Below are 16,220 nucleotides of genomic sequence, written 5' to 3' on the forward strand. Positions count from 1 at the left end.
GCTAGGCCAGCATCTCCCACCAGGTGTCCAGGGCGGGCGCGTCGGCGGTGTCGACGAGCTCGCCCGGCCGCGGCACCACGATCTTGACCTCGCGCGCCTTGGCCTCGCGCCACAACCGGTCCACCGGCTCGCCCCACGGGTGCAGCGCCAGCGTGAACGTCGCCCAGTGCACCGGCAGCATCAGCGCCGCACCGAGGTCGATGGTGGCGTTGACCGCCTCCTCCGGGTTCATGTGGATGTCCGGCCAGGCCGGGCTGTAGGCGCCGATCGGCATGAGCGCCAGGTCGAACGGGCCGTGCGCGGCGCCGATGCCCTGGTAGCCCTCGAAGTAGCCGGAGTCGCCGGCGTAGAAGACGCGCTTGTCCCGGCCGGCCACCACCCACGAGCCCCACAGCGTGTCGTTGCGGGTCAGCGAGCGGCCGGAGAAGTGCCGGGCGGCCGTGGAGACGAAGCGCAGCCCGGCCACCACCGCCTCCTCGTCCCAGTCCAGCTCGATGATCCGGAACAGCGGCACGCCCCAGCGCTCCAGGTGCGCCCCGATGCCCAGCGGCACCAGGAAGGGCGCCTTCTGGGAGCTGGTCAGCCGCCGCACCGTCGCCATGTCCAGATGGTCGTAGTGGTCGTGCGAGATCACGATCGCGTCCACCTGCGGCAACGCGCCGAGCTCGACCGGCACCGGGTGATGGCGCCTCGGGCCCACCAGCTGCGAGGGCGAGGGGCGGTTGCTCCAGATCGGGTCGAACAGGACCCGCTTGCCCTCGATCTCGATCAGCGTGGACGCGTGGCCGTACCAGATGGCCCGCAGGCCCTCGGCGGCCGGCTCACCCGACGGCGGCGTCAGCACCGGGATCAGCCCGCCCGGCCTGCGCTGGGTCCGGTCGCGCGTCAGTTCGGCCAGCATGCTGGGGTCGGGCCGGCCCGTGTGGGTCGGCTCGGGCATCGGGTTGAAGAACGTGCCGTCCTTGAACTGCGGCGAGCGCCGCATCCTGGCCGCCCGCTCGGGTCCGGACATCAGTGGCCGTGCCCCGAGCTCGGCCGGCACGTCCCGCAGCGCCCATCCGGCCGCGGCCAGGGCGGCTCCGCCCACGAGCAGCCGCCGTGCCGTCCGCAATCCCGCCATGTCAGACTCCTTGCATAGTCAACTCTCTTCTCGAAGATATATCGCGATAGATTGCGGCGAGCGCGAGGGTCAGGTCATGGCGTGGAAGCCGGCCTCCGACCAGAGGGCCCGGGTCGCGGACTCCGGGTCACCGACGTCCGACGGCGTCACGTCGAAGAGATGGGTCATGGCGTTGACCGGCTCGTACTCCGGCCAGCCCGGACTGCCCGTGGCGGCGAAGCGCGTCCAGGCCGAGCGGAACTGCGCCGACAGCCCCTCCGCCTCGGACGAGCCGCCGGTGAGCAGCCGGGCCAGCTCCGAGTCGAGCGTGCCGAACGTGAGCGGCACGTCCAGCCCGTGACAGGCGCCGAGGGCTGTGGGCGCCCAGGTCAGCTCATAGGCGTAGGTCGGGCCGGTGTGCGCGTCGGCCAGCAGCGTGCTCGGCATCCTGAACAGCCAGTCGGACATGAGCCGCAGCTGCAGTTCCGCCTCCGGGTAGGCGGTGCGGTAGACGACGCCGGCCTGCGGCGGCGCGAGCGTCTTCAGCGCCTGCGCGGTGTCCCCGCCCTCGCCCATCGCCATGAACAGCGCGTACTCGTCGCGGGTGAAGCCCACGAGCAGGTCCACGTCACAGGCCGCGCCGTCGGCCAGCGCCTCCCACGGCGTCTCCGGCAGCACCTCGCCGTCCACGACGGGCGCGAACGGCATCTCGGCGATGCCGCTCGCGCCCCACTCGGCGATGTTCCCGCGCAGGTCGTGGCTGGAGAAGGCGTGCACGGCCGCGAGCAGTTCCTCCGGGCTGCGCTCGTACGGCGAGCCGCCCGCCCTGGCCATGATCCCCGCCGTCATCCGGGCCGCGAGCTCCGGGGTGTAGAACGTCGCCGGCACGCTCTGCGCGATCACCCGCCGGAACAGCCCGGCCGCCGACGGCATCGCCATGAGGCAGGCCGCCGCCCCCGCCCCGGCCGACTCCCCGAACACGGTCACGTTGCCGGGATCGCCGCCGAACGCCGCGATGTTCTCCCGCACCCAGCGCAACGCCTGCACCTGATCCAGGAGCGCCCGGTTGGCCGGCGCCCCCTCGATGAGGCCGTATCCCTCCATGCCGACCCGGTGGTTGAACGTCACCACCACGACGCCCTCGCGGGCCAGCCGGGTCCCGTCGTACTCGGGCAGGCCCGCGGTGCCGATGAGGTACGCGCCGCCGTAGATCCACACCATCACCGGCAGGCCGGCGCCGCCCGGATCGGGCGTCCAGACGTTGACCGACAGGCAGTCCAGGCCTTCGGCGGAGCTCCACGGCGCGACCCCCGGCAGCAGCGGCGGCTGCGGCGGCTGCGGGCCGAACCGCACGGCCTCGAACGTGCCCTCCCACGGACCGGCCGGGACGGGCGCCGCGAACCGGTTCGGTCCGAAGGGGGCTTCGGCGTAGGGGATGCCGAGGAAGGAGGTGACGTCGTCGGTGGTCCGACCGGTCAGCTTGCCCGTGGAGATCGTCGTCATATACCAAACTTACGCTTGGCCGGGATCCGTCCTCATCCGCATTTCGCGTCCTGCGGCGGGAGACTGCCGAACGTGATCGCCTTCCTGAGGCTCAGCCTGGCCCGCACGACGAGGCAGCCGTCCCGGGCGACGGCCTCCTCCAGGTGGGTGTGCGCCTTGTCGTAGAGGTAGGCGGCGCTGAACGCGCACAGGCCCGCGACAAGCTTGTGCGGGATGCGGACGCAGATCAGCTGGGTCACCGCCTGGGTGGTCCGGTCGGTGGCCGTCAGCCTGTCGTGGATCCAGGCGGTACGCGCACGGGTGAAGGTGTACTGGCACGAGAACGCGCCGCACCGCAGCCCGGACGGCGGCGCCGCCGCCTGGGCCGGGACGGACAGAACGGCCGAGGCCAGGACGATGACCATGACCACGCGGGCGGAGAGGAGGTGGCTCACGACTGGTGCCCCTTTCTGAGATCGGTCGACGGCCCGAGGCTCGATGTCCGGGAAGGTGTCCGGCAACGGCCAGGACGCTTTTCCCGGCAGGCCGGTCCGGCCGCAGGCCGTGGCATAGGCTTCGGGCGCGAGGAGGTGTCCGGCGCCGCCGGACGGCGGGCGAGGAGCTCGGCATGCGCGAGGACGGCGACCTTCGGCTGCGGTTCGCCGAACGGCTGCGGGAGCTGAAGGACGCCACCGGGATCTCCGTGCGCGACCTGGAGGCCGCCAGCGTGCGCACGCCGCGCCGCCGCGCCGGGCAGCCGCCGTTACGGCTCAAGCGCGGCACCATCGCCGGCATGCTCAGCACGACCCGCCCGGTCTGCCCCGAACGCGAGCACGTCGAGGTCTTCGTCGACACCTGCCTGCGCAAGGCCGCCGAATCCCGCCGGTCGCTGCCCGGCGAGCTGGGCGAGCCGGCGGCCTGGGACCGGGCCTACGACGACCTGCTCGTACGGCGGAGCGGTCCCCCTCCCGCGGCCCCGGCCCGCCGTGTCCCCGAGGCGCTCGCCGCCGCCAAGGAGGTGCTGGCCGACCTGGTCGAACAGCAGTGGCGTACCGAAGCGCGGCTGCGGTCGCTGGACGACCCCGGCCCGATGCCGGTGCGCTGGCGGCTGACCGGCGACGGACGCCTGCTCGACCACCCCGACAACCTCACCCCTCGAACCGCGCCGCTGACCGTGTCGAGCGACGACGTCCCGGCCCTGGCCCGGCGGCTGCGCGGCATGCGGCGCCGCCGCCTGGTGATCCTCGGCGGTCCCGGCTCCGGTAAGACCACGCTGGCCGTACAACTGCTGCGCGAACTGCTGGCGACCCGGCACGAGCACGACGACGAGCCCGTGCCGGTGCTGCTGCCGGCGGCCGACTGGGACCCGGGAACGTTCCCGCTCCTGCAGGACTGGCTGACGGCCCGGCTGGCCAGGGACTACCCGGCGCTGCGCGCCACCGAACCGGGCGCGCGGGCACCCGCCGCGCTGGCCGGGCGCGGCCACATCCTGCCGATCCTGGACGGCCTGGACGAACTGCCCGAGGCCGCGCGTACCGCCGTCATCGCCGCGCTCAACCGCTCACTCGGCGACGGCGACCAGCTCGTCGTCACCGCCCGCACGTCCGCCTACCGCGAGGCGGTGGACGGCGCCGCCGACGTGATCACCTCCGCGACCGTCATCGAACCCGACCCGCTGGAACCGTCCGTCGCCGCCGCCTACCTGCGGCGCTGCCTGCCCGCGCGGGCGGGGCCGCTGTGGGAGCGCGTCCTGGCCGGGCTGGCCGGCGGGCCGCCGGGCCCGCTGGCCGAGGTGACCGCGACGCCGCTGGGGCTGTGGCTGCTGCGCGCCGTCTTCATCGCCCCGAACGCCGACCCCGCCGTGCTCCTCGACCGCTTCCCGGACGCGAGCGCGCTGCGCGCCCACCTGTTCGACCGCCTCGTGCCCGCGCTGATCGACGCCCGCCCGCCCGGCGCGCACCCGGGCGAGCTGTTCCGCCCGCGCCGCCGCCGCGACCCGGAGGAGGTACGCCGCACGCTCACCACCCTGGCCCGCCACCTCACCCACCCCCGGGGCCCGGACGGCAGCCCCCGTACCCGCGACCTGGCCTGGTGGCGGCTGGCCCGCGACACCGGCGCCGTCACTCCCGCGATCAGGCTCGCCATGGGCTTCGCCGTGGCCCTGACGATCACCGCGTGCTCCACGATCTCGACGTCGATCCTGTCCGGCTCCGGCGCGGGCGGGCTGATGTACGGCCTGCTGTTCGGCGTGGCAGCGGGCGGCGTGGTGGCGCCGGCCGCCCGCGCCTGGCCCGGCCAGCAGCCCGGCTACGCCGACCTGCGCGGCCGCGGCCGCCGTCCGGGACCCGCGTTCCTGCCGGCGCGCGGTCTGGCGCTCGGCCTGGCGGCCGGGGTGGCGATGGTGCTGATGATGGGCTTCACCGTGGGCTTCGGGGCCGCCGCCTACCTCGCCGGAGCCGTCTCGGCCCTGACGGTCGGTCTCGCGTACGGCTTCGCCTCAGGCCTGGCCGCCTGGGCCGAGGCGCCGACCAGGGACGGCCGGGCGGGCTCCCCGCAGGCCAGCTGGCGGGCCGACCGCACACTCAACCTGGTGCGCGCCGCCACGATCGGCGGCACCGCGGCGCTGACCAGCGGCCTCACGGCGGGATCGGCGGCCGCGTACACGGACACCCCGAGATTCGGCCTGGCGGTGGGGCTGAGCTACGCCGTCACGTTCGGCCTGACGGCGGCCCTGGTGGCAGGCCGTCACCACGCCTGGATGGCCTTCGTGATCGCCACGGGGACGGGCCGGATCCCGCGCGGGCTGATGCCCTTCCTGGACGACGCCCACCGCCTGGGCCTGCTGCGCGCCGTGGGCCCGATGTACCAGTTCCGCCACGCCGAACTCCAGGACCACCTGGCCGGACCCGGGTAGCTCAGGGGCGGGGCCAGGGGTTGGGGCGGCAGCCGTCCAGGGACTTGGACTGCTGGAGCATCACCGGGGCCAGGCGGCCTCTGCCCGGACAGGGGCGGTGGCTGTGGCCCAGGCCGTGGCCGACCTCGTGGTTGATCACGTAGTGGCGGTAGCGGGCCAGGTCGCCGTGGTACTGGGGAACGCCTCGGGCCCAGCGGACGGCGTTGATCACCGAGCGGTGGCCGTCCCAGCAGGACAGGTCGCCGCCGGTGTTCAGGGGGAGGCAGAGGTGGTCGGTCAGCCGGGGGCTGGTCAGGGCCACGCTGAGGCGTACCGGGCCGTGGGCGACGCGCTGGAAGCGGCCCCAGCCGCGTGGGTCGTTGAGGGTGTGGTGGACGGCTTCGGCGAAGTCCCCGGGGTGGAAGGGGAGGCCGCGCTCCACCTCGACCATGTACCGCACCACCGGGGCGCGGCCGGGGCGCGGTTGTGCCCGGCCCTTGACCACGGTGTAGCGGCCCGAGGCGGAGACGGGGACCTTGACCCGCCGGCCGGGCCCGGAACCCTCCGCCGCGACCCGTTCACCTTCCGGCCGCCCGGCGCCCGGCCGCTCGGCGTCCCGCTGCTCGATGTCCGGCCGCTCGGCGTCCGCCTGCTCGGCGTCCTGCCGCCCGGCGGCGGGCCACACCACGTCCGGCCGCTCCACGGCCGACGGCGACACGCCGGGCCACGCCGCGTCCGGCCGCTCAACGCCTGAGCGCCACATGTCCGTCCGCTCGACGTTCCAGGCGGGCGCGCCGGCCGTGGATCCCGGAGCGGCGGCGTCGCCGCAGGCGCTCGCCGCGAGCAACACCACCAGCAGCACCGGCACCCGCACCCGACTCTCCCCACATGATCACGTGTGGGGAGAAGACGATCATACGCCGGGAACGACCGCATAGGGCCCCAGGTCGATCTCCGGCGTTTCGCCCAGAACCAGCGATGTGGCCAGCATCCCGGCATAGGGCCCCGCGGTCAGCCCGTAGGCGCTGAGGCCGGTGACCGCGACCACCGTTCCGTTCAGGCGGGCGATGAGCGGGCGCTCGCCGTCCATCACCGGTCGCAGCCCCGACCGGGTCTCGGCGACGCTCGCCGAGGCGAGGCCGGGCGCCAGCCGTACCCCGGTAGACAGCACGTCCGCCAGCCCCGCCACCGTCACCCGCGCGTCGAAGCCGGCGTCCTCCCTCGTCGCCCCCATGACCACCCGCGAGCCGGGGAAGCCCAGCAGGTACGGCCCGCGCCGCGGCAGCACGATCGGCCAGCCCGAGGTGTCCACCCCGTCGAGCACGGCGTGCACGATCTGGCCCCGCCACGGCCTGACCGGCAGGTCGGCCCCGAGGGGCGCGCACACCTGGCCTGTCCAGGCACCGGCGGCCACGACCACGGCGTCGGCGGGCAGGGGCGTGCCCTCGCCGGGCGAAGCGTCGTGGTGGAGCATGACGGTGTCGTCGGGCAGGAGTTCGGCGCGGCCGTGGAGGAGCGCGACGCCGCCGGCCACGGCGTCGGCGAGGAGCGCGTCCCTGATGGCGCGGCCGTCCACCCGCGCCGCGCCGGGCACGTGCAGGGCGCTCAGGCCGGGGGCCAGGGGCGGGAAGAGCGCCGCGGGGTCCGGGATCTCCGTGATCTCTCCCATTTCCGGCGCGTCCGGATATCTGTCCGCAAGCAGGCGGCGTACCGGCTCCAGTTCCGCCCGATCCTCGGCCACCAGCAGCGCTCCGACCCGCGTGTATCCGGCGCCGATCTCCGGGTAATGACGGGCGGCGGCCCGTGCCAGCTCGTACCAGGCGGGGTCGTCCTCGTGGTCCACCCACGGGCAGACGATCCCCGCCCCCGCCTCCGTCGCCTGCCCGGCCAGCCCGGCGTCGACCACCGTCACCGCCACCCCGCGGCGGCTCAGGTGGTACGCGGCGCTCGCTCCTGCGATTCCCTTGCCGATCACCACAACCCTCATACCAAGATGATCGCAGCGGGGATAACGTCGGTCACATGGCAGTGGTACTGATCGGAACGCTGGACACCAAAGGGCCGGAGTACTCCTGGCTGCGCGACCGCCTCGCCGGGCTGGGCAGCGAGGTGATCGTGGTCGACACGGGCGTCGGGCCGTCCGGGCTCGCCGCCGACTTCCCCGCCGCCCAGGTGGCCTCGCTGGCCGGGGCCGATCTGGAGGCGCTGCGGGCGGCGGGGGACCGGGGCGCGGCCGTCACGGCGATGGGGGAGGGGGCGGCCAGGGTCCTGGCGGACCTGCACCGGGCGGGACGGGTGGACGGCGTGCTGGCCGTAGGCGGCAGCGGCGGCTCCTCGATCGCCGCGCGGGCCGTGCGCGACCTGCCGATCGGCCTGCCCAAGCTCATCGTCTCGACCATGGCCTCCGGCGACGTCGCGCCGTACGTCGGAGCCAAGGACGTCACGCTCATGTACTCCGTCGTGGACATCGCGGGCATCAACCGCGTGTCCCGCGCGATCCTGGGCAACGCCGCCGCCGCCGTCGCCGGCATGGCCGGGCAGTACGCGGCGCGCGGCCCGGAGCGGGACGGCGACCGGCCGCTGATCGGGGCCTCCATGTTCGGCGTCACCACCCCGGCCGTCGACGCGGCCAGGGCCAGGCTCGACGAGCTCGGCTACGAGGTGCTCGTCTTCCACGCCACCGGCTCCGGCGGGCGCGCCCTGGAAGGCCTGGCCGAGAGCGGCATGCTGGCCGGGGTTCTCGACCTCACCACGACCGAGCTGGCCGACGAACTGGTCGGCGGCGTCCTGTCGGCCGGACCCGACCGGCTCACCGCCGCCGGACGGCACGGCGTCCCGCAGGTCGTCGCCCCCGGCGCGCTCGACATGGTCAACTTCGGGCCCCGCGACAGCGTGCCGGAGCGGTTCGCCGATCGCACGCTCTACGTGCACAACCCGACCGTCACGCTCATGCGCACCACCGAGTCCGAGATGGCCGAGCTGGGCCGCGAGATCGCCGCCAAGCTCGCGCGGGTCGGCGGGCCGGCGGTGCTGTTCATCCCCGAGGGCGGCGTCTCCGCGCTCGACGCGCCCGGAATGCCCTTCCACGACCCGGCGGCGGACGCTGCGGCCTTCGCCGCACTGGCCGCCTACCCGCGGACCGTGCGCCTGGCCGCGCACATCAACGACCCGGAGTTCGGCCGTGCCATGGCCGACCGGCTCCACCTGCTGATCAAGGGGGACCAGTGAACAGGCAGACGGTTCTGGAACGGCTGCGCCGTACCGCCGGGGACGGCAAGCCGATCATCGGCGCGGGCGCCGGGACGGGCCTGTCGGCCAAGTGCGCCGAGGCGGGCGGCGTCGACCTGATCATCATCTACAACTCCGGCCGCTACCGGATGGCCGGGCGCGGCTCGCTGGCGGGGCTGCTGCCGTACGGGGACGCCAACCAGATCGTCGTGGACATGGCCGCCGAGGTCCTGCCCGTGGTGCGCGACACGCCGGTGCTGGCGGGCGTGTGCGGCACCGACCCGTTCCGGATCATGCCGCTCTTCCTCGACCAGCTGAAGGCCATGGGGTTCGCGGGAGTGCAGAACTTCCCGACCGTAGGCCTGTACGACGGCGTCTTCCGGCAGAACCTCGAAGAGACCGGCATGGGCTTCGACCTGGAGGTCGAGATGGTCCGGCTGGCCCGCGAACGCGACCTGGTGACCGCCCCCTACGTCTTCGACGAGGACCAGGCGCGGGCCATGGCGCTGGCCGGGGCCGACGTGCTCGTCCCGCACGTGGGCCTGACCACGAAGGGCTCCATCGGCGCGGGGACCGCGCTCACCCTGGATGAGGCGGTGGCCCGCGTCCAGGCGATGCGCGACGCCGCGGTGGCCGCGCGGCCGGACGTGATCGTGCTGTGCCACGGCGGCCCCATCGCCGAACCCGCCGACGCCGCCCACGTCCTGCGCCACACCAAGGGCGTGGCGGGCTTCTTCGGCGCCTCGTCGGTGGAACGCCTGCCGACCGAGCGCGCCATCACCGAGCAGGTGGCCGCATTCAAGAACCTGGAGGTCTGATGCTGGTAAGTCCGGACAGGGTGACGACGATGACGTTCGACTGGGGGTCGATCAAGTGGTTCGTCACGCCGTCGCTCATCCCCGGCGCCGGCTCCACGCTCGGCGAGGTGATCGTCAACCCGGGCAAGGGCCACGCCCGTCACAACCACCCGAACGCCGAGGAGGTGATCTACGTGATCTCCGGCGAGGCCACGCAGATGGTCGGCGACGGCGAGCCGTTCCCGATCAAGGAGGGTGACACCGTCCACATCCCGGCGGGCGCCTACCACTCGACGTTCAACAGCACGTGGCGCCCGCTGCGGCTCATCGTCACCTACACCCCGGGCGGCGAGGAGAAGGCGCTGGAAGGCGCCCCCGGCTACTGCCTGCACGAGGCGGGCACGATCGCCGAATGGCGCCAGGCCTGACCGGTCCCTAACCGTCGGCGGCCCAGCCGTGGGTGCGCTTGAGCAGGGCGGCGACGCGGGCGAACCGCTCGCCGTCCAGCACCGCGCCCTCCCGCCTGATGTCATCCTCGTCCAGCACGAAGACCCGGTCCATGCGCAGGAAGGACGGCTTGCCGTCGCGGTTCCAGGCGCCGATCGGGAACCATTCGGGCCCGTCGTCCCCGCGGCTGGACACCATCAGCCCGAGCAGCCTGCGCCCGGTCCTGCCCACGATCAGCAGCGGACGGTCCTTGCCCCGCGACGGGTCCTCCTCGTAGGGCACCCAGGCCCAGACGACCTCCCCGGGATCGGCCAGGCCGTCCAGGTCGGGGGAGTAGGCCAGGCTCGCGGCCCGGTCCACCGTGTAGATCTCCCGCACCGCGCCCCGCGCCGGACGCGGGTCCTCTCCTGGATCACGCACGCGACGGAGCTTACGACCCCAACCCCCCGAAAGGCCACCACCCCGCCACTCCGGGGTCCTGATCGAGCGCATGAGGTTTCCCCGTCGCGGGCCAAGGGCGCGGTCGTCACGGCGGGCCGCCCCGCACGGTGGACGGCCGTTTCCTGGAAGGTCGCCCGCCAGGTGCGGCGGGTGGGGGTGGGGGCGGCCCGCCGTAACGCGTCAGAGGCCCGTCTCTCGTCAGAGGCCCGCGGCGCGGAGACCGCACCGACGCTCAGGGGGAGAGATGGCGGCGCAGGTTGGAGAGGTGGACGCGCCAGCCGGCGCGGTGGTCGGCGGCGGTGGCGGGTCCGTCGGGGAGGTTGTCCCAGCCGGCCTCCAGCACCCGGACCACCGTCCCCGCCTCGGCCGCGGTCAGGGTGATCTCGACGGCGGTCGCGACAGGACGGTCGGTGTCGGACCAGGTGAAGCGGAACATCCGGCCCTCTTCCACCTCCGTCACCACACCCTGGGTGAGCATCGGGTGGCCGGAGTCGTCGCTCCAGCGCTCCTCGACCTTGCCGCCCGGGGTGACGTCGAGGTCGATGTAGCCCCACCACTCGGCGCGGTCGAGCGCGTCGGTCAGGGCGCGCCACACGCGCTCGGGCGGGGCCGGGATGAGGAGCGACTCGTCGACGATCATGCGAGGGTCCTCTCCGGGGCGAGCTGGCGGCGCAGCGCGGTGGGCGTGTGGCCGAGGTGGCGGCGTACGGTGCGGGTCAGGTGCGCCTGGTCGGCGAAGCCCAGGTCGGCGGCGAGCGCGGCCAGGCTGGTCTCGCCCTGCTCCAGCCGGTCGAGGGCGCGGCCCACCCGCACGCGGTTGCGGTAGTGGGTGAGGGAGACGCCGACGGCGCCGGTGAAGGCCCGGCTCAGCCGGAACGGCGACACGCCCAGCAGCTCCGCCAGGGGAAGGAGCCCGGCGGCGGCCGGATGGAAGGCGTCGATCGCCTCCCTCGCGCGCGCGACGATCGCCTCCGCCGCGCCCGCGCCCGGCGTGGCGGAGTCGCGCAGGGTGGCGCCGAGCAGGGCGAGCAGGGCCTCGGTCAGCGCGTACGGCACGTCGCCCGTGCGCGCGGCGGCCAGCAGGCGGCGGTGGGCCAGGTCGAGCCCGCCGTCCACGTACACGGCGGAACGCACCTCCCGCCCGTCCGTCAGCTCCTCCCACAGCCGCGCCGAGACGCACAGCGACGTGCACTCATCACCCCCGGCCGGATGCGCGAAATGCTCCTCTTCGCCTGGCTTGCCCACATACGCCATCGCCGGATCCACGTCGGCGGCCCGCCCGTCGGCCATGCGGCGGAAGCGCCCCCGGCGCGCCAGCACCACCCGGAAGTCGGAACTGACCTCGGCCGCGCCCCAGCGGCGGTGGTCGTCGACACAGGTCACCGCGTCGAGGGTGAATCCGGGCCCCGAGCCCAGGCGGACGCTTGAACGCATGCCGGGAACGTTACGCGGCGAGTACGACAATTCCGCAAGGATGTTCAAGACCGCCCGGAGCCCCAGGCGGCAGGCTGGCAGCCATGAACGACATGATCTCCATCGTCATCAACAGCGGCGACCCCGTCGCGCTCGCCGCCTTCTACTCCAAGGCCACCGGCTGGCCGGTCACCTCGGACGACGCCGACTTCGCCACGCTGAAAGGCGGCGCGATGGCGGTGTCCTTCCAGCGCGTGGCGGGATACCAGGTCCCGGTCTGGCCGGGGCCGGGCCATCACGTCCACCTCGACTTCGCCGTCGCCGACCTCGACGCGGCGGTCAAGGACCTGGTGGCGCTGGGTGCCGGCCTGCCGGAGGAGCAGCCGGGCGGCGGCGACTGGACGGTGCTCACCGACCCCGAGGGGCACCCGTTCTGCGTCATGGCGGGCTGACCCATGGCCTCCATACGGATCTCGGCCGTGGTCGGCGCTCCCGCCGCGACGGTGTGGGCGGCGCTGCGGGACGTCCACGACCTGCCGCGGCTCGCGCCCGGCTTCGTGGTGAAGAGCGAGCGCGACGGCGAGCGCAGGGTCATCACCTTCGACAACGGGGCGGTGGCCACGGAGCTGATCGTCGACGTCGACGAGGCGGACCGCCGGGTCGCCTACGCGATCGTGGACAGCCCGCTCGCACTCGTCCACCATCACGCGATCTCGCAGGTCGTGGAGGCGGGCGAGGGGCGGTGCACGTTCGCCTGGCAGGCCGACTTCCTGCCGGCCGACCGGGAGCCGGTCGTGCGGGCCTTCATGGAACGCGGGCTGGCGGCCCTCATCCGGGCCCATGGGAAGGCCCTCGACTAGAATCCCGTTCTGTGTCCCAAGCCTTCTTCGAGCTGAAGGGCGGGGAGTTCCTGCCCGCCCCCCACGCCCACAGCCCCTGGTCCCCCGACATGCTCCACGGCCGCCTGCTCGGCGGGCTGGCCGCCCGCTGCCTGGAGCTGGAGCACCGCTCGGACGGGCTGCGCTTCGCCCGGCTCACGGTCGACCTGTTCAAGAACAGCCCGCTGCTGCCCGTGCGGGTGGAGACCGTCCGGGTCAGGGACGGGCGCCGGATCCGGGTCGCCGACGCCACCCTCAGCACCGGGCAGGGCGTGATCGGGCGGGCCTCCGCCGTACTGCTGAGAGAGGGTGAGCAGCCCGGCGGCGAGCGCAACGACACACCGGCGTGGGGCGAGCGGCCGCCCTCGCGCCCGCCCGCCGAGCTGGACTGGCGGCCACCCTTCGACCTGTGGCGGCTGACCGCGTGGGACACCGCCGGACCGCGGCGCGTGTGGATGCGCGAGAACCGGCCGCTGGTGGGGCAGGAGGAGCTCAGCCCGTTCACGCGGGCGGGGCTGGCGGCCGACTTCGCCAGCCCGCTGAGCGGGTCGGGGACGCTCGGCGTGCAGTTCATCAACGCCGACTTCACGCTCACCCTCGCCCGCGAGCCGGCCGGCGAGCTGATCGGCATGCAGGCCGCGGGGCACCTCAGCGCCGACGGGATCGGCACCGGCGACTGCGTCCTGCACGACGCGGACGGGCCGATCGGCTACTGCGTGGTCACCGCCGTGGCCAACCCGGTGCCGCTGGGCGCGGGCTAGGTTGGCTGCCGATCGTCGCGGTCACCAGGCTCCACTCGAGGCGGGCGGCGCCGTCGGCCCGGTGCGCGGCGTGGGCGCGCTCCACCCGCGGTTCCCCGACGAGGATCCCGCGTGGCGGCACGGCCGGCCCTCCGCGCCGCCACGTGCGCAGGTCGGACGAGCGCAGCACGCCCGCTCCCGCGCGCTCGGAACACGGCAGCGGCCAGGCCCCGCGATGACGGACCGGCTTGCCCGTCACCACGACGCCCCGTCCGCCGCCGGGAACGTCCACCTCGATCGGCCGGCCGGTCCAGGTCGCGCCGCCGTCCGCCGCCCCCGAGTCGGCGAACACGGTGACGGGGCCGCCGGCACCCGGACCCGCCACGTCCATGGCGCAAAGCCCAGTCGAAGCGGGCGCCGGGGGCAAGCGATGTCAGCGGATGTTCAGCGGTTCTTCGCCCGTCCGGCGCCTGCGGGTCAGGAGCCGGTGGCGCGCTCCCCGCGGTCGCCCGACCAGTCGGTGTGGAAGGCGCCCTCGCGGTCCACCCGGTGGTAGGTGTGCGCGCCGAAGTAGTCGCGCAGGCCCTGGACCAGCGCGGCGGGCAGCCGGTCGCGGCGCAGCCCGTCGTAGTAGGCAAGCGCGGAGGAGAAGCCCGGGGTCGGGACGCCGATGCGCACCGCGGTCGTGACCACGCGCCGCCACGCGTCCTGCGCGGCGTTGAGCACCGCGGCGAACTCGGGGGCGGCCAGCAGCGTCGCCAGGTCCGGGTCGGCGTCGTAGGCGGCGCGGATCCGGTTGAGGAAGCGGGCCCTGATGATGCAGCCGCCGCGCCAGATGGTGGCCATGGCGCCGGGGTCGACGTTCCAGCCGTACTCCTTGGCGGCGGCGGCGATCTGGTCGAAGCCCTGCGCGTAGGCGACGATCTTGGAGGCCAGCAGCGCCTGCCGTACGTCCTCGATGAGCTCGCGGCCCCCCACGCCCGACAGCGACGGACCCTCGAGCGAGCGGGCGGCGGCGCGCTGCTCCGGGTGGCCGGACAGCGCGCGGGCGAAGACCGCCTCGGCGATGCCGGTCACGGGCACGCCGAGATCCAGGGCGCTCTGCACGGTCCAGCGGCCGGTGCCCTTCTGCTCGGCCTGGTCCACCACCACGTCCACGAACGGCTTGCCGGTCGCCTCGTCCACCTGATCGAGCACGTCGGCGGTGATCTCGATGAGGTACGACTCCAGCTCGCCCTTGTTCCACTCGCGGAAGACCTCGGCCAGCTCGGCGGGGGTCGCGCCGAGAGCCTGGCGCAGCAGGTCGTAGGACTCGGCGATGAGCTGCATGTCCGAGTACTCGATGCCGTTGTGCACCATCTTCACGAAATGCCCGGCGCCGTCGGGGCCCACGTGCACCGCGCACGGCACGCCGTCCACCTTGGCCGAGATGTCCTGCAGGATCGGCCCGAGCGCCTCCCACGACTCCACGGAACCGCCCGGCATGATCGACGGGCCGTTCAGCGCGCCCTCCTCGCCGCCGGAGATGCCGGTGCCGACGAAGTGGATGCCGCGCTCGCGCAGCGCCGCCTCACGGCGCCGGGTGTCGGCGAAGTGCGCGTTGCCCCCGTCGACGATCATGTCGCCCGGCTCCATGTGCCCGGCCAGCTCCTCGATCACCGCGTCGGTGCCCGCTCCGGCCTTCACCATGATGATCGCGCGCCGCGGCCGCTTCAGCGACGCGACGAAACCCGCCACGTCGTGCGCGGGAAGGAACGTCCCCTCGCCGCCGAACTCGTTCACGAGGTCGTCGGTACGGCTGGCCGTCCGGTTGTGCACCGCCACCGCGTACCCGTTCCTGGCCAGGTTGCGGGCCAGGTTCCGGCCCATGACCGCGAGGCCCGTGACGCCGATGTCTGCCAAATCCATGTTCAGGCTCCTTTGCCGGTGATACGCAGGATCAAGCCCGGGGGTTCGGAGGGATATTCCCCATGCAACCATGAGGCGTATGCGAACCATCATCGCGGGTGGACACGGTCAGATCGCGCTGCGGCTCGCGGCGCTGATGGGCAAGGACGCGGTCGGGCTGGTCCGCAATCCCGGCCACGTCGCCGACGTGGAGGCCGCGGGCGGCTCCGCCCTCGTGTGCGACCTGGAGCACGCGCCGGTGGACGAGGTGGCCGCGCTTTTGGCAGGTGCGCGGGCGGCCGTCTTCGCCGCCGGGGCCGGGCCGAACAGCGGGGCGGCCCGCAAGGACACCGTGGACCGGGGCGCCGCAGTCCTGCTGGCCGAGGCCTGCGAGCGGGCGGGCGTGCGGCGGATCGTGCAGATCTCCTCGATGGGGGCGGGCTCACCGCCCGACCTGTCACGGGGTGAGGTGTGGGCCGCCTACATCACCGCCAAGACGGCGGCCGAGGACGACCTGCGCGGCCGCGACCTGGACTGGACCATCCTGCGCCCCGGCCGCCTGACCGACACGGGCGGGACGGGCTCGGTCCTGCTGGAGCCGTCGGTGCCGGGCGGGTCCGTGCCGCGTGCCGACGTGGCCGCGGTGGTGGCGGAACTGCTGCGTACCGGGGCGGGGGTGGGAGACGTGCTGGAACTGATCTCCGGCCCGACTCCCATCCAGGAAGCCTGCGCCCGCTACACCCACTGACCCTCCCCACCCCCACCCACCCGCCGCGCGTTGCTCTCCGCACGCCCCTCACACTCGCACCCCCACGCGTCGTCCCCCACGCGGGTCCGCCCATCCACGTCCCGCGTCTCCTCCGCGCGTTGCCCCCTGCCTGACCGCACCCTCACGCGTTGACCCTCGGCGGCGCA

The 16,220-nt window shown here is 74.1% G+C and carries 18 protein-coding genes; 8 read left to right on the forward strand and 10 right to left on the reverse strand.

The window, feature by feature from the left end:
* Position 1: 1 nt before the first annotated feature.
* From ACIBI5_RS41880 to ACIBI5_RS41890, 3 genes are all read right to left on the reverse strand, one after another.
* A complete protein-coding gene (locus ACIBI5_RS41880) occupies positions 2-1,120 on the reverse strand; it encodes an MBL fold metallo-hydrolase (protein ID WP_397255470.1) in 1,119 nt (372 codons plus the stop codon).
* A 69-nt stretch (positions 1,121-1,189) separates the two neighbouring features.
* The gene (locus ACIBI5_RS41885; RefSeq protein WP_397255472.1) at positions 1,190-2,602 is read right to left on the reverse strand and encodes a carboxylesterase/lipase family protein; all 1,413 of its coding nucleotides are present in this window, start codon (positions 2,600-2,602) and stop codon (positions 1,190-1,192) included.
* A 32-nt stretch (positions 2,603-2,634) separates the two neighbouring features.
* The gene (locus tag ACIBI5_RS41890; protein ID WP_397255473.1) at positions 2,635-3,036 is read right to left on the reverse strand and encodes a hypothetical protein; all 402 of its coding nucleotides are present in this window, start codon (positions 3,034-3,036) and stop codon (positions 2,635-2,637) included.
* 173 nt (positions 3,037-3,209) lie between these two features.
* Here ACIBI5_RS41890 and ACIBI5_RS41895 point away from each other — a divergent pair, with 173 nt between their 5' ends.
* A complete protein-coding gene (locus ACIBI5_RS41895; protein WP_397255474.1) occupies positions 3,210-5,495 on the forward strand; it encodes an NACHT domain-containing protein in 2,286 nt (761 codons plus the stop codon).
* 1 nt (position 5,496) lies between these two features.
* Here the strand turns inward: ACIBI5_RS41895 and ACIBI5_RS41900 are convergent, their stop codons facing one another.
* Positions 5,497-6,348 (reverse strand): DUF3152 domain-containing protein, encoded by an 852-nt coding sequence (locus ACIBI5_RS41900; RefSeq protein ID WP_397255475.1) that lies wholly within the window; start codon positions 6,346-6,348, stop codon positions 5,497-5,499.
* 39 nt (positions 6,349-6,387) lie between these two features.
* Positions 6,388-7,461, reverse strand: a complete 1,074-nt coding sequence (locus ACIBI5_RS41905; RefSeq protein WP_397255476.1) for an NAD(P)/FAD-dependent oxidoreductase — start codon at positions 7,459-7,461, stop codon at positions 6,388-6,390.
* A gap of 35 nt (positions 7,462-7,496) precedes the next feature.
* Here ACIBI5_RS41905 and ACIBI5_RS41910 point away from each other — a divergent pair, with 35 nt between their 5' ends.
* Genes ACIBI5_RS41910 through ACIBI5_RS41920 form a run of 3 tightly spaced genes read left to right on the forward strand, consistent with a single transcriptional unit; the run spans position 7,497 to position 9,927 of the window.
* The gene (locus ACIBI5_RS41910; protein ID WP_397255477.1) at positions 7,497-8,702 is read left to right on the forward strand and encodes a Tm-1-like ATP-binding domain-containing protein; all 1,206 of its coding nucleotides are present in this window, start codon (positions 7,497-7,499) and stop codon (positions 8,700-8,702) included.
* Positions 8,699-9,520: a phosphoenolpyruvate hydrolase family protein gene (locus ACIBI5_RS41915; RefSeq protein ID WP_397255478.1), complete on the forward strand. Its 822-nt coding sequence runs from the start codon at positions 8,699-8,701 to the stop codon at positions 9,518-9,520. Before ACIBI5_RS41910 ends, ACIBI5_RS41915 begins: the two co-directional genes overlap by 4 nt.
* 29 nt (positions 9,521-9,549) lie before the next feature.
* Positions 9,550-9,927, forward strand: a complete 378-nt coding sequence (locus ACIBI5_RS41920; RefSeq protein WP_397255479.1) for a cupin domain-containing protein — start codon at positions 9,550-9,552, stop codon at positions 9,925-9,927.
* A gap of 7 nt (positions 9,928-9,934) precedes the next feature.
* On the opposite strand, the gene ACIBI5_RS41925 is transcribed toward ACIBI5_RS41920, so the two are convergent.
* The 3 genes from ACIBI5_RS41925 to ACIBI5_RS41935 all read right to left on the reverse strand — a co-directional run bounded on the left by ACIBI5_RS41925 (position 9,935) and on the right by ACIBI5_RS41935 (position 11,821).
* On the reverse strand, positions 9,935-10,366 hold the full coding sequence (locus ACIBI5_RS41925) for a type II toxin-antitoxin system PemK/MazF family toxin (protein WP_397255480.1): 432 nt from the start codon (positions 10,364-10,366) through the stop codon (positions 9,935-9,937).
* Positions 10,367-10,619: 253 nt separating this feature from the next.
* Positions 10,620-11,027, reverse strand: a complete 408-nt coding sequence (locus ACIBI5_RS41930; protein ID WP_397255481.1) for an SRPBCC domain-containing protein — start codon at positions 11,025-11,027, stop codon at positions 10,620-10,622.
* Positions 11,024-11,821 carry a helix-turn-helix domain-containing protein gene (locus ACIBI5_RS41935; protein WP_397255482.1) on the reverse strand — a complete coding sequence of 266 codons (798 nt, stop codon included), beginning with the start codon at positions 11,819-11,821 and terminating at the stop codon, positions 11,024-11,026. Before ACIBI5_RS41935 ends, ACIBI5_RS41930 begins: the two co-directional genes overlap by 4 nt.
* 83 nt (positions 11,822-11,904) lie before the next feature.
* Here ACIBI5_RS41935 and ACIBI5_RS41940 point away from each other — a divergent pair, with 83 nt between their 5' ends.
* From ACIBI5_RS41940 to ACIBI5_RS41950, 3 genes are read left to right on the forward strand one after another with little or no spacing between them, the layout of a single operon-like run.
* Positions 11,905-12,252 carry a VOC family protein gene (locus tag ACIBI5_RS41940; RefSeq protein ID WP_397255483.1) on the forward strand — a complete coding sequence of 116 codons (348 nt, stop codon included), beginning with the start codon at positions 11,905-11,907 and terminating at the stop codon, positions 12,250-12,252.
* 3 nt (positions 12,253-12,255) lie between these two features.
* On the forward strand, positions 12,256-12,660 hold the full coding sequence (locus ACIBI5_RS41945) for an SRPBCC family protein (RefSeq protein ID WP_397255484.1): 405 nt from the start codon (positions 12,256-12,258) through the stop codon (positions 12,658-12,660).
* Between the two features lie 11 nt (positions 12,661-12,671).
* Positions 12,672-13,439 (forward strand): thioesterase family protein, encoded by a 768-nt coding sequence (locus ACIBI5_RS41950; protein WP_397255485.1) that lies wholly within the window; start codon positions 12,672-12,674, stop codon positions 13,437-13,439.
* Here the strand turns inward: ACIBI5_RS41950 and ACIBI5_RS41955 are convergent.
* Both ACIBI5_RS41955 and gndA read right to left on the reverse strand, forming a co-directional pair.
* The gene (locus tag ACIBI5_RS41955; protein ID WP_397255486.1) at positions 13,399-13,809 is read right to left on the reverse strand and encodes a hypothetical protein; all 411 of its coding nucleotides are present in this window, start codon (positions 13,807-13,809) and stop codon (positions 13,399-13,401) included. The two genes, ACIBI5_RS41950 and ACIBI5_RS41955, sit on opposite strands and share 41 nt — an antisense overlap.
* A gap of 86 nt (positions 13,810-13,895) precedes the next feature.
* The gene (gndA, locus tag ACIBI5_RS41960) at positions 13,896-15,326 is read right to left on the reverse strand and encodes an NADP-dependent phosphogluconate dehydrogenase (RefSeq protein ID WP_397255487.1); all 1,431 of its coding nucleotides are present in this window, start codon (positions 15,324-15,326) and stop codon (positions 13,896-13,898) included.
* Between the two features lie 79 nt (positions 15,327-15,405).
* Here gndA and ACIBI5_RS41965 point away from each other — a divergent pair, with 79 nt between their 5' ends.
* Positions 15,406-16,053, forward strand: a complete 648-nt coding sequence (locus ACIBI5_RS41965) for an NAD(P)H-binding protein (protein ID WP_397255488.1) — start codon at positions 15,406-15,408, stop codon at positions 16,051-16,053.
* Positions 16,054-16,220 lie beyond the last annotated feature (167 nt).

The organism is Nonomuraea sp. NPDC050540, assembly GCF_044457485.1.
Lineage (GTDB): Bacteria > Actinomycetota > Actinomycetes > Streptosporangiales > Streptosporangiaceae > Nonomuraea.

What these genes read in the sequence shown, in the direction of transcription:
- ACIBI5_RS41880 (WP_397255470.1), bottom strand. Translation starts at nt 1,120, where the DNA reads ATGGCGGGATTGCGGACGGCACGGCGGCTGCTCGTGGGCGGAGCCGCC.
- ACIBI5_RS41885 (WP_397255472.1), bottom strand. Translation starts at nt 2,602, where the DNA reads ATGACGACGATCTCCACGGGCAAGCTGACCGGTCGGACCACCGACGAC.
- ACIBI5_RS41895 (WP_397255474.1), top strand. Translation starts at nt 3,210, where the DNA reads ATGCGCGAGGACGGCGACCTTCGGCTGCGGTTCGCCGAACGGCTGCGG.
- ACIBI5_RS41905 (WP_397255476.1), bottom strand. Translation starts at nt 7,461, where the DNA reads ATGAGGGTTGTGGTGATCGGCAAGGGAATCGCAGGAGCGAGCGCCGCG.
- ACIBI5_RS41910 (WP_397255477.1), top strand. Translation starts at nt 7,497, where the DNA reads ATGGCAGTGGTACTGATCGGAACGCTGGACACCAAAGGGCCGGAGTAC.
- ACIBI5_RS41920 (WP_397255479.1), top strand. Translation starts at nt 9,550, where the DNA reads ATGACGTTCGACTGGGGGTCGATCAAGTGGTTCGTCACGCCGTCGCTC.
- ACIBI5_RS41930 (WP_397255481.1), bottom strand. Translation starts at nt 11,027, where the DNA reads ATGATCGTCGACGAGTCGCTCCTCATCCCGGCCCCGCCCGAGCGCGTG.
- ACIBI5_RS41935 (WP_397255482.1), bottom strand. Translation starts at nt 11,821, where the DNA reads ATGCGTTCAAGCGTCCGCCTGGGCTCGGGGCCCGGATTCACCCTCGAC.
- ACIBI5_RS41940 (WP_397255483.1), top strand. Translation starts at nt 11,905, where the DNA reads ATGAACGACATGATCTCCATCGTCATCAACAGCGGCGACCCCGTCGCG.
- ACIBI5_RS41945 (WP_397255484.1), top strand. Translation starts at nt 12,256, where the DNA reads ATGGCCTCCATACGGATCTCGGCCGTGGTCGGCGCTCCCGCCGCGACG.
- ACIBI5_RS41955 (WP_397255486.1), bottom strand. Translation starts at nt 13,809, where the DNA reads ATGGACGTGGCGGGTCCGGGTGCCGGCGGCCCCGTCACCGTGTTCGCC.
- gndA (WP_397255487.1), bottom strand. Translation starts at nt 15,326, where the DNA reads ATGGATTTGGCAGACATCGGCGTCACGGGCCTCGCGGTCATGGGCCGG.
- ACIBI5_RS41965 (WP_397255488.1), top strand. Translation starts at nt 15,406, where the DNA reads ATGCGAACCATCATCGCGGGTGGACACGGTCAGATCGCGCTGCGGCTC.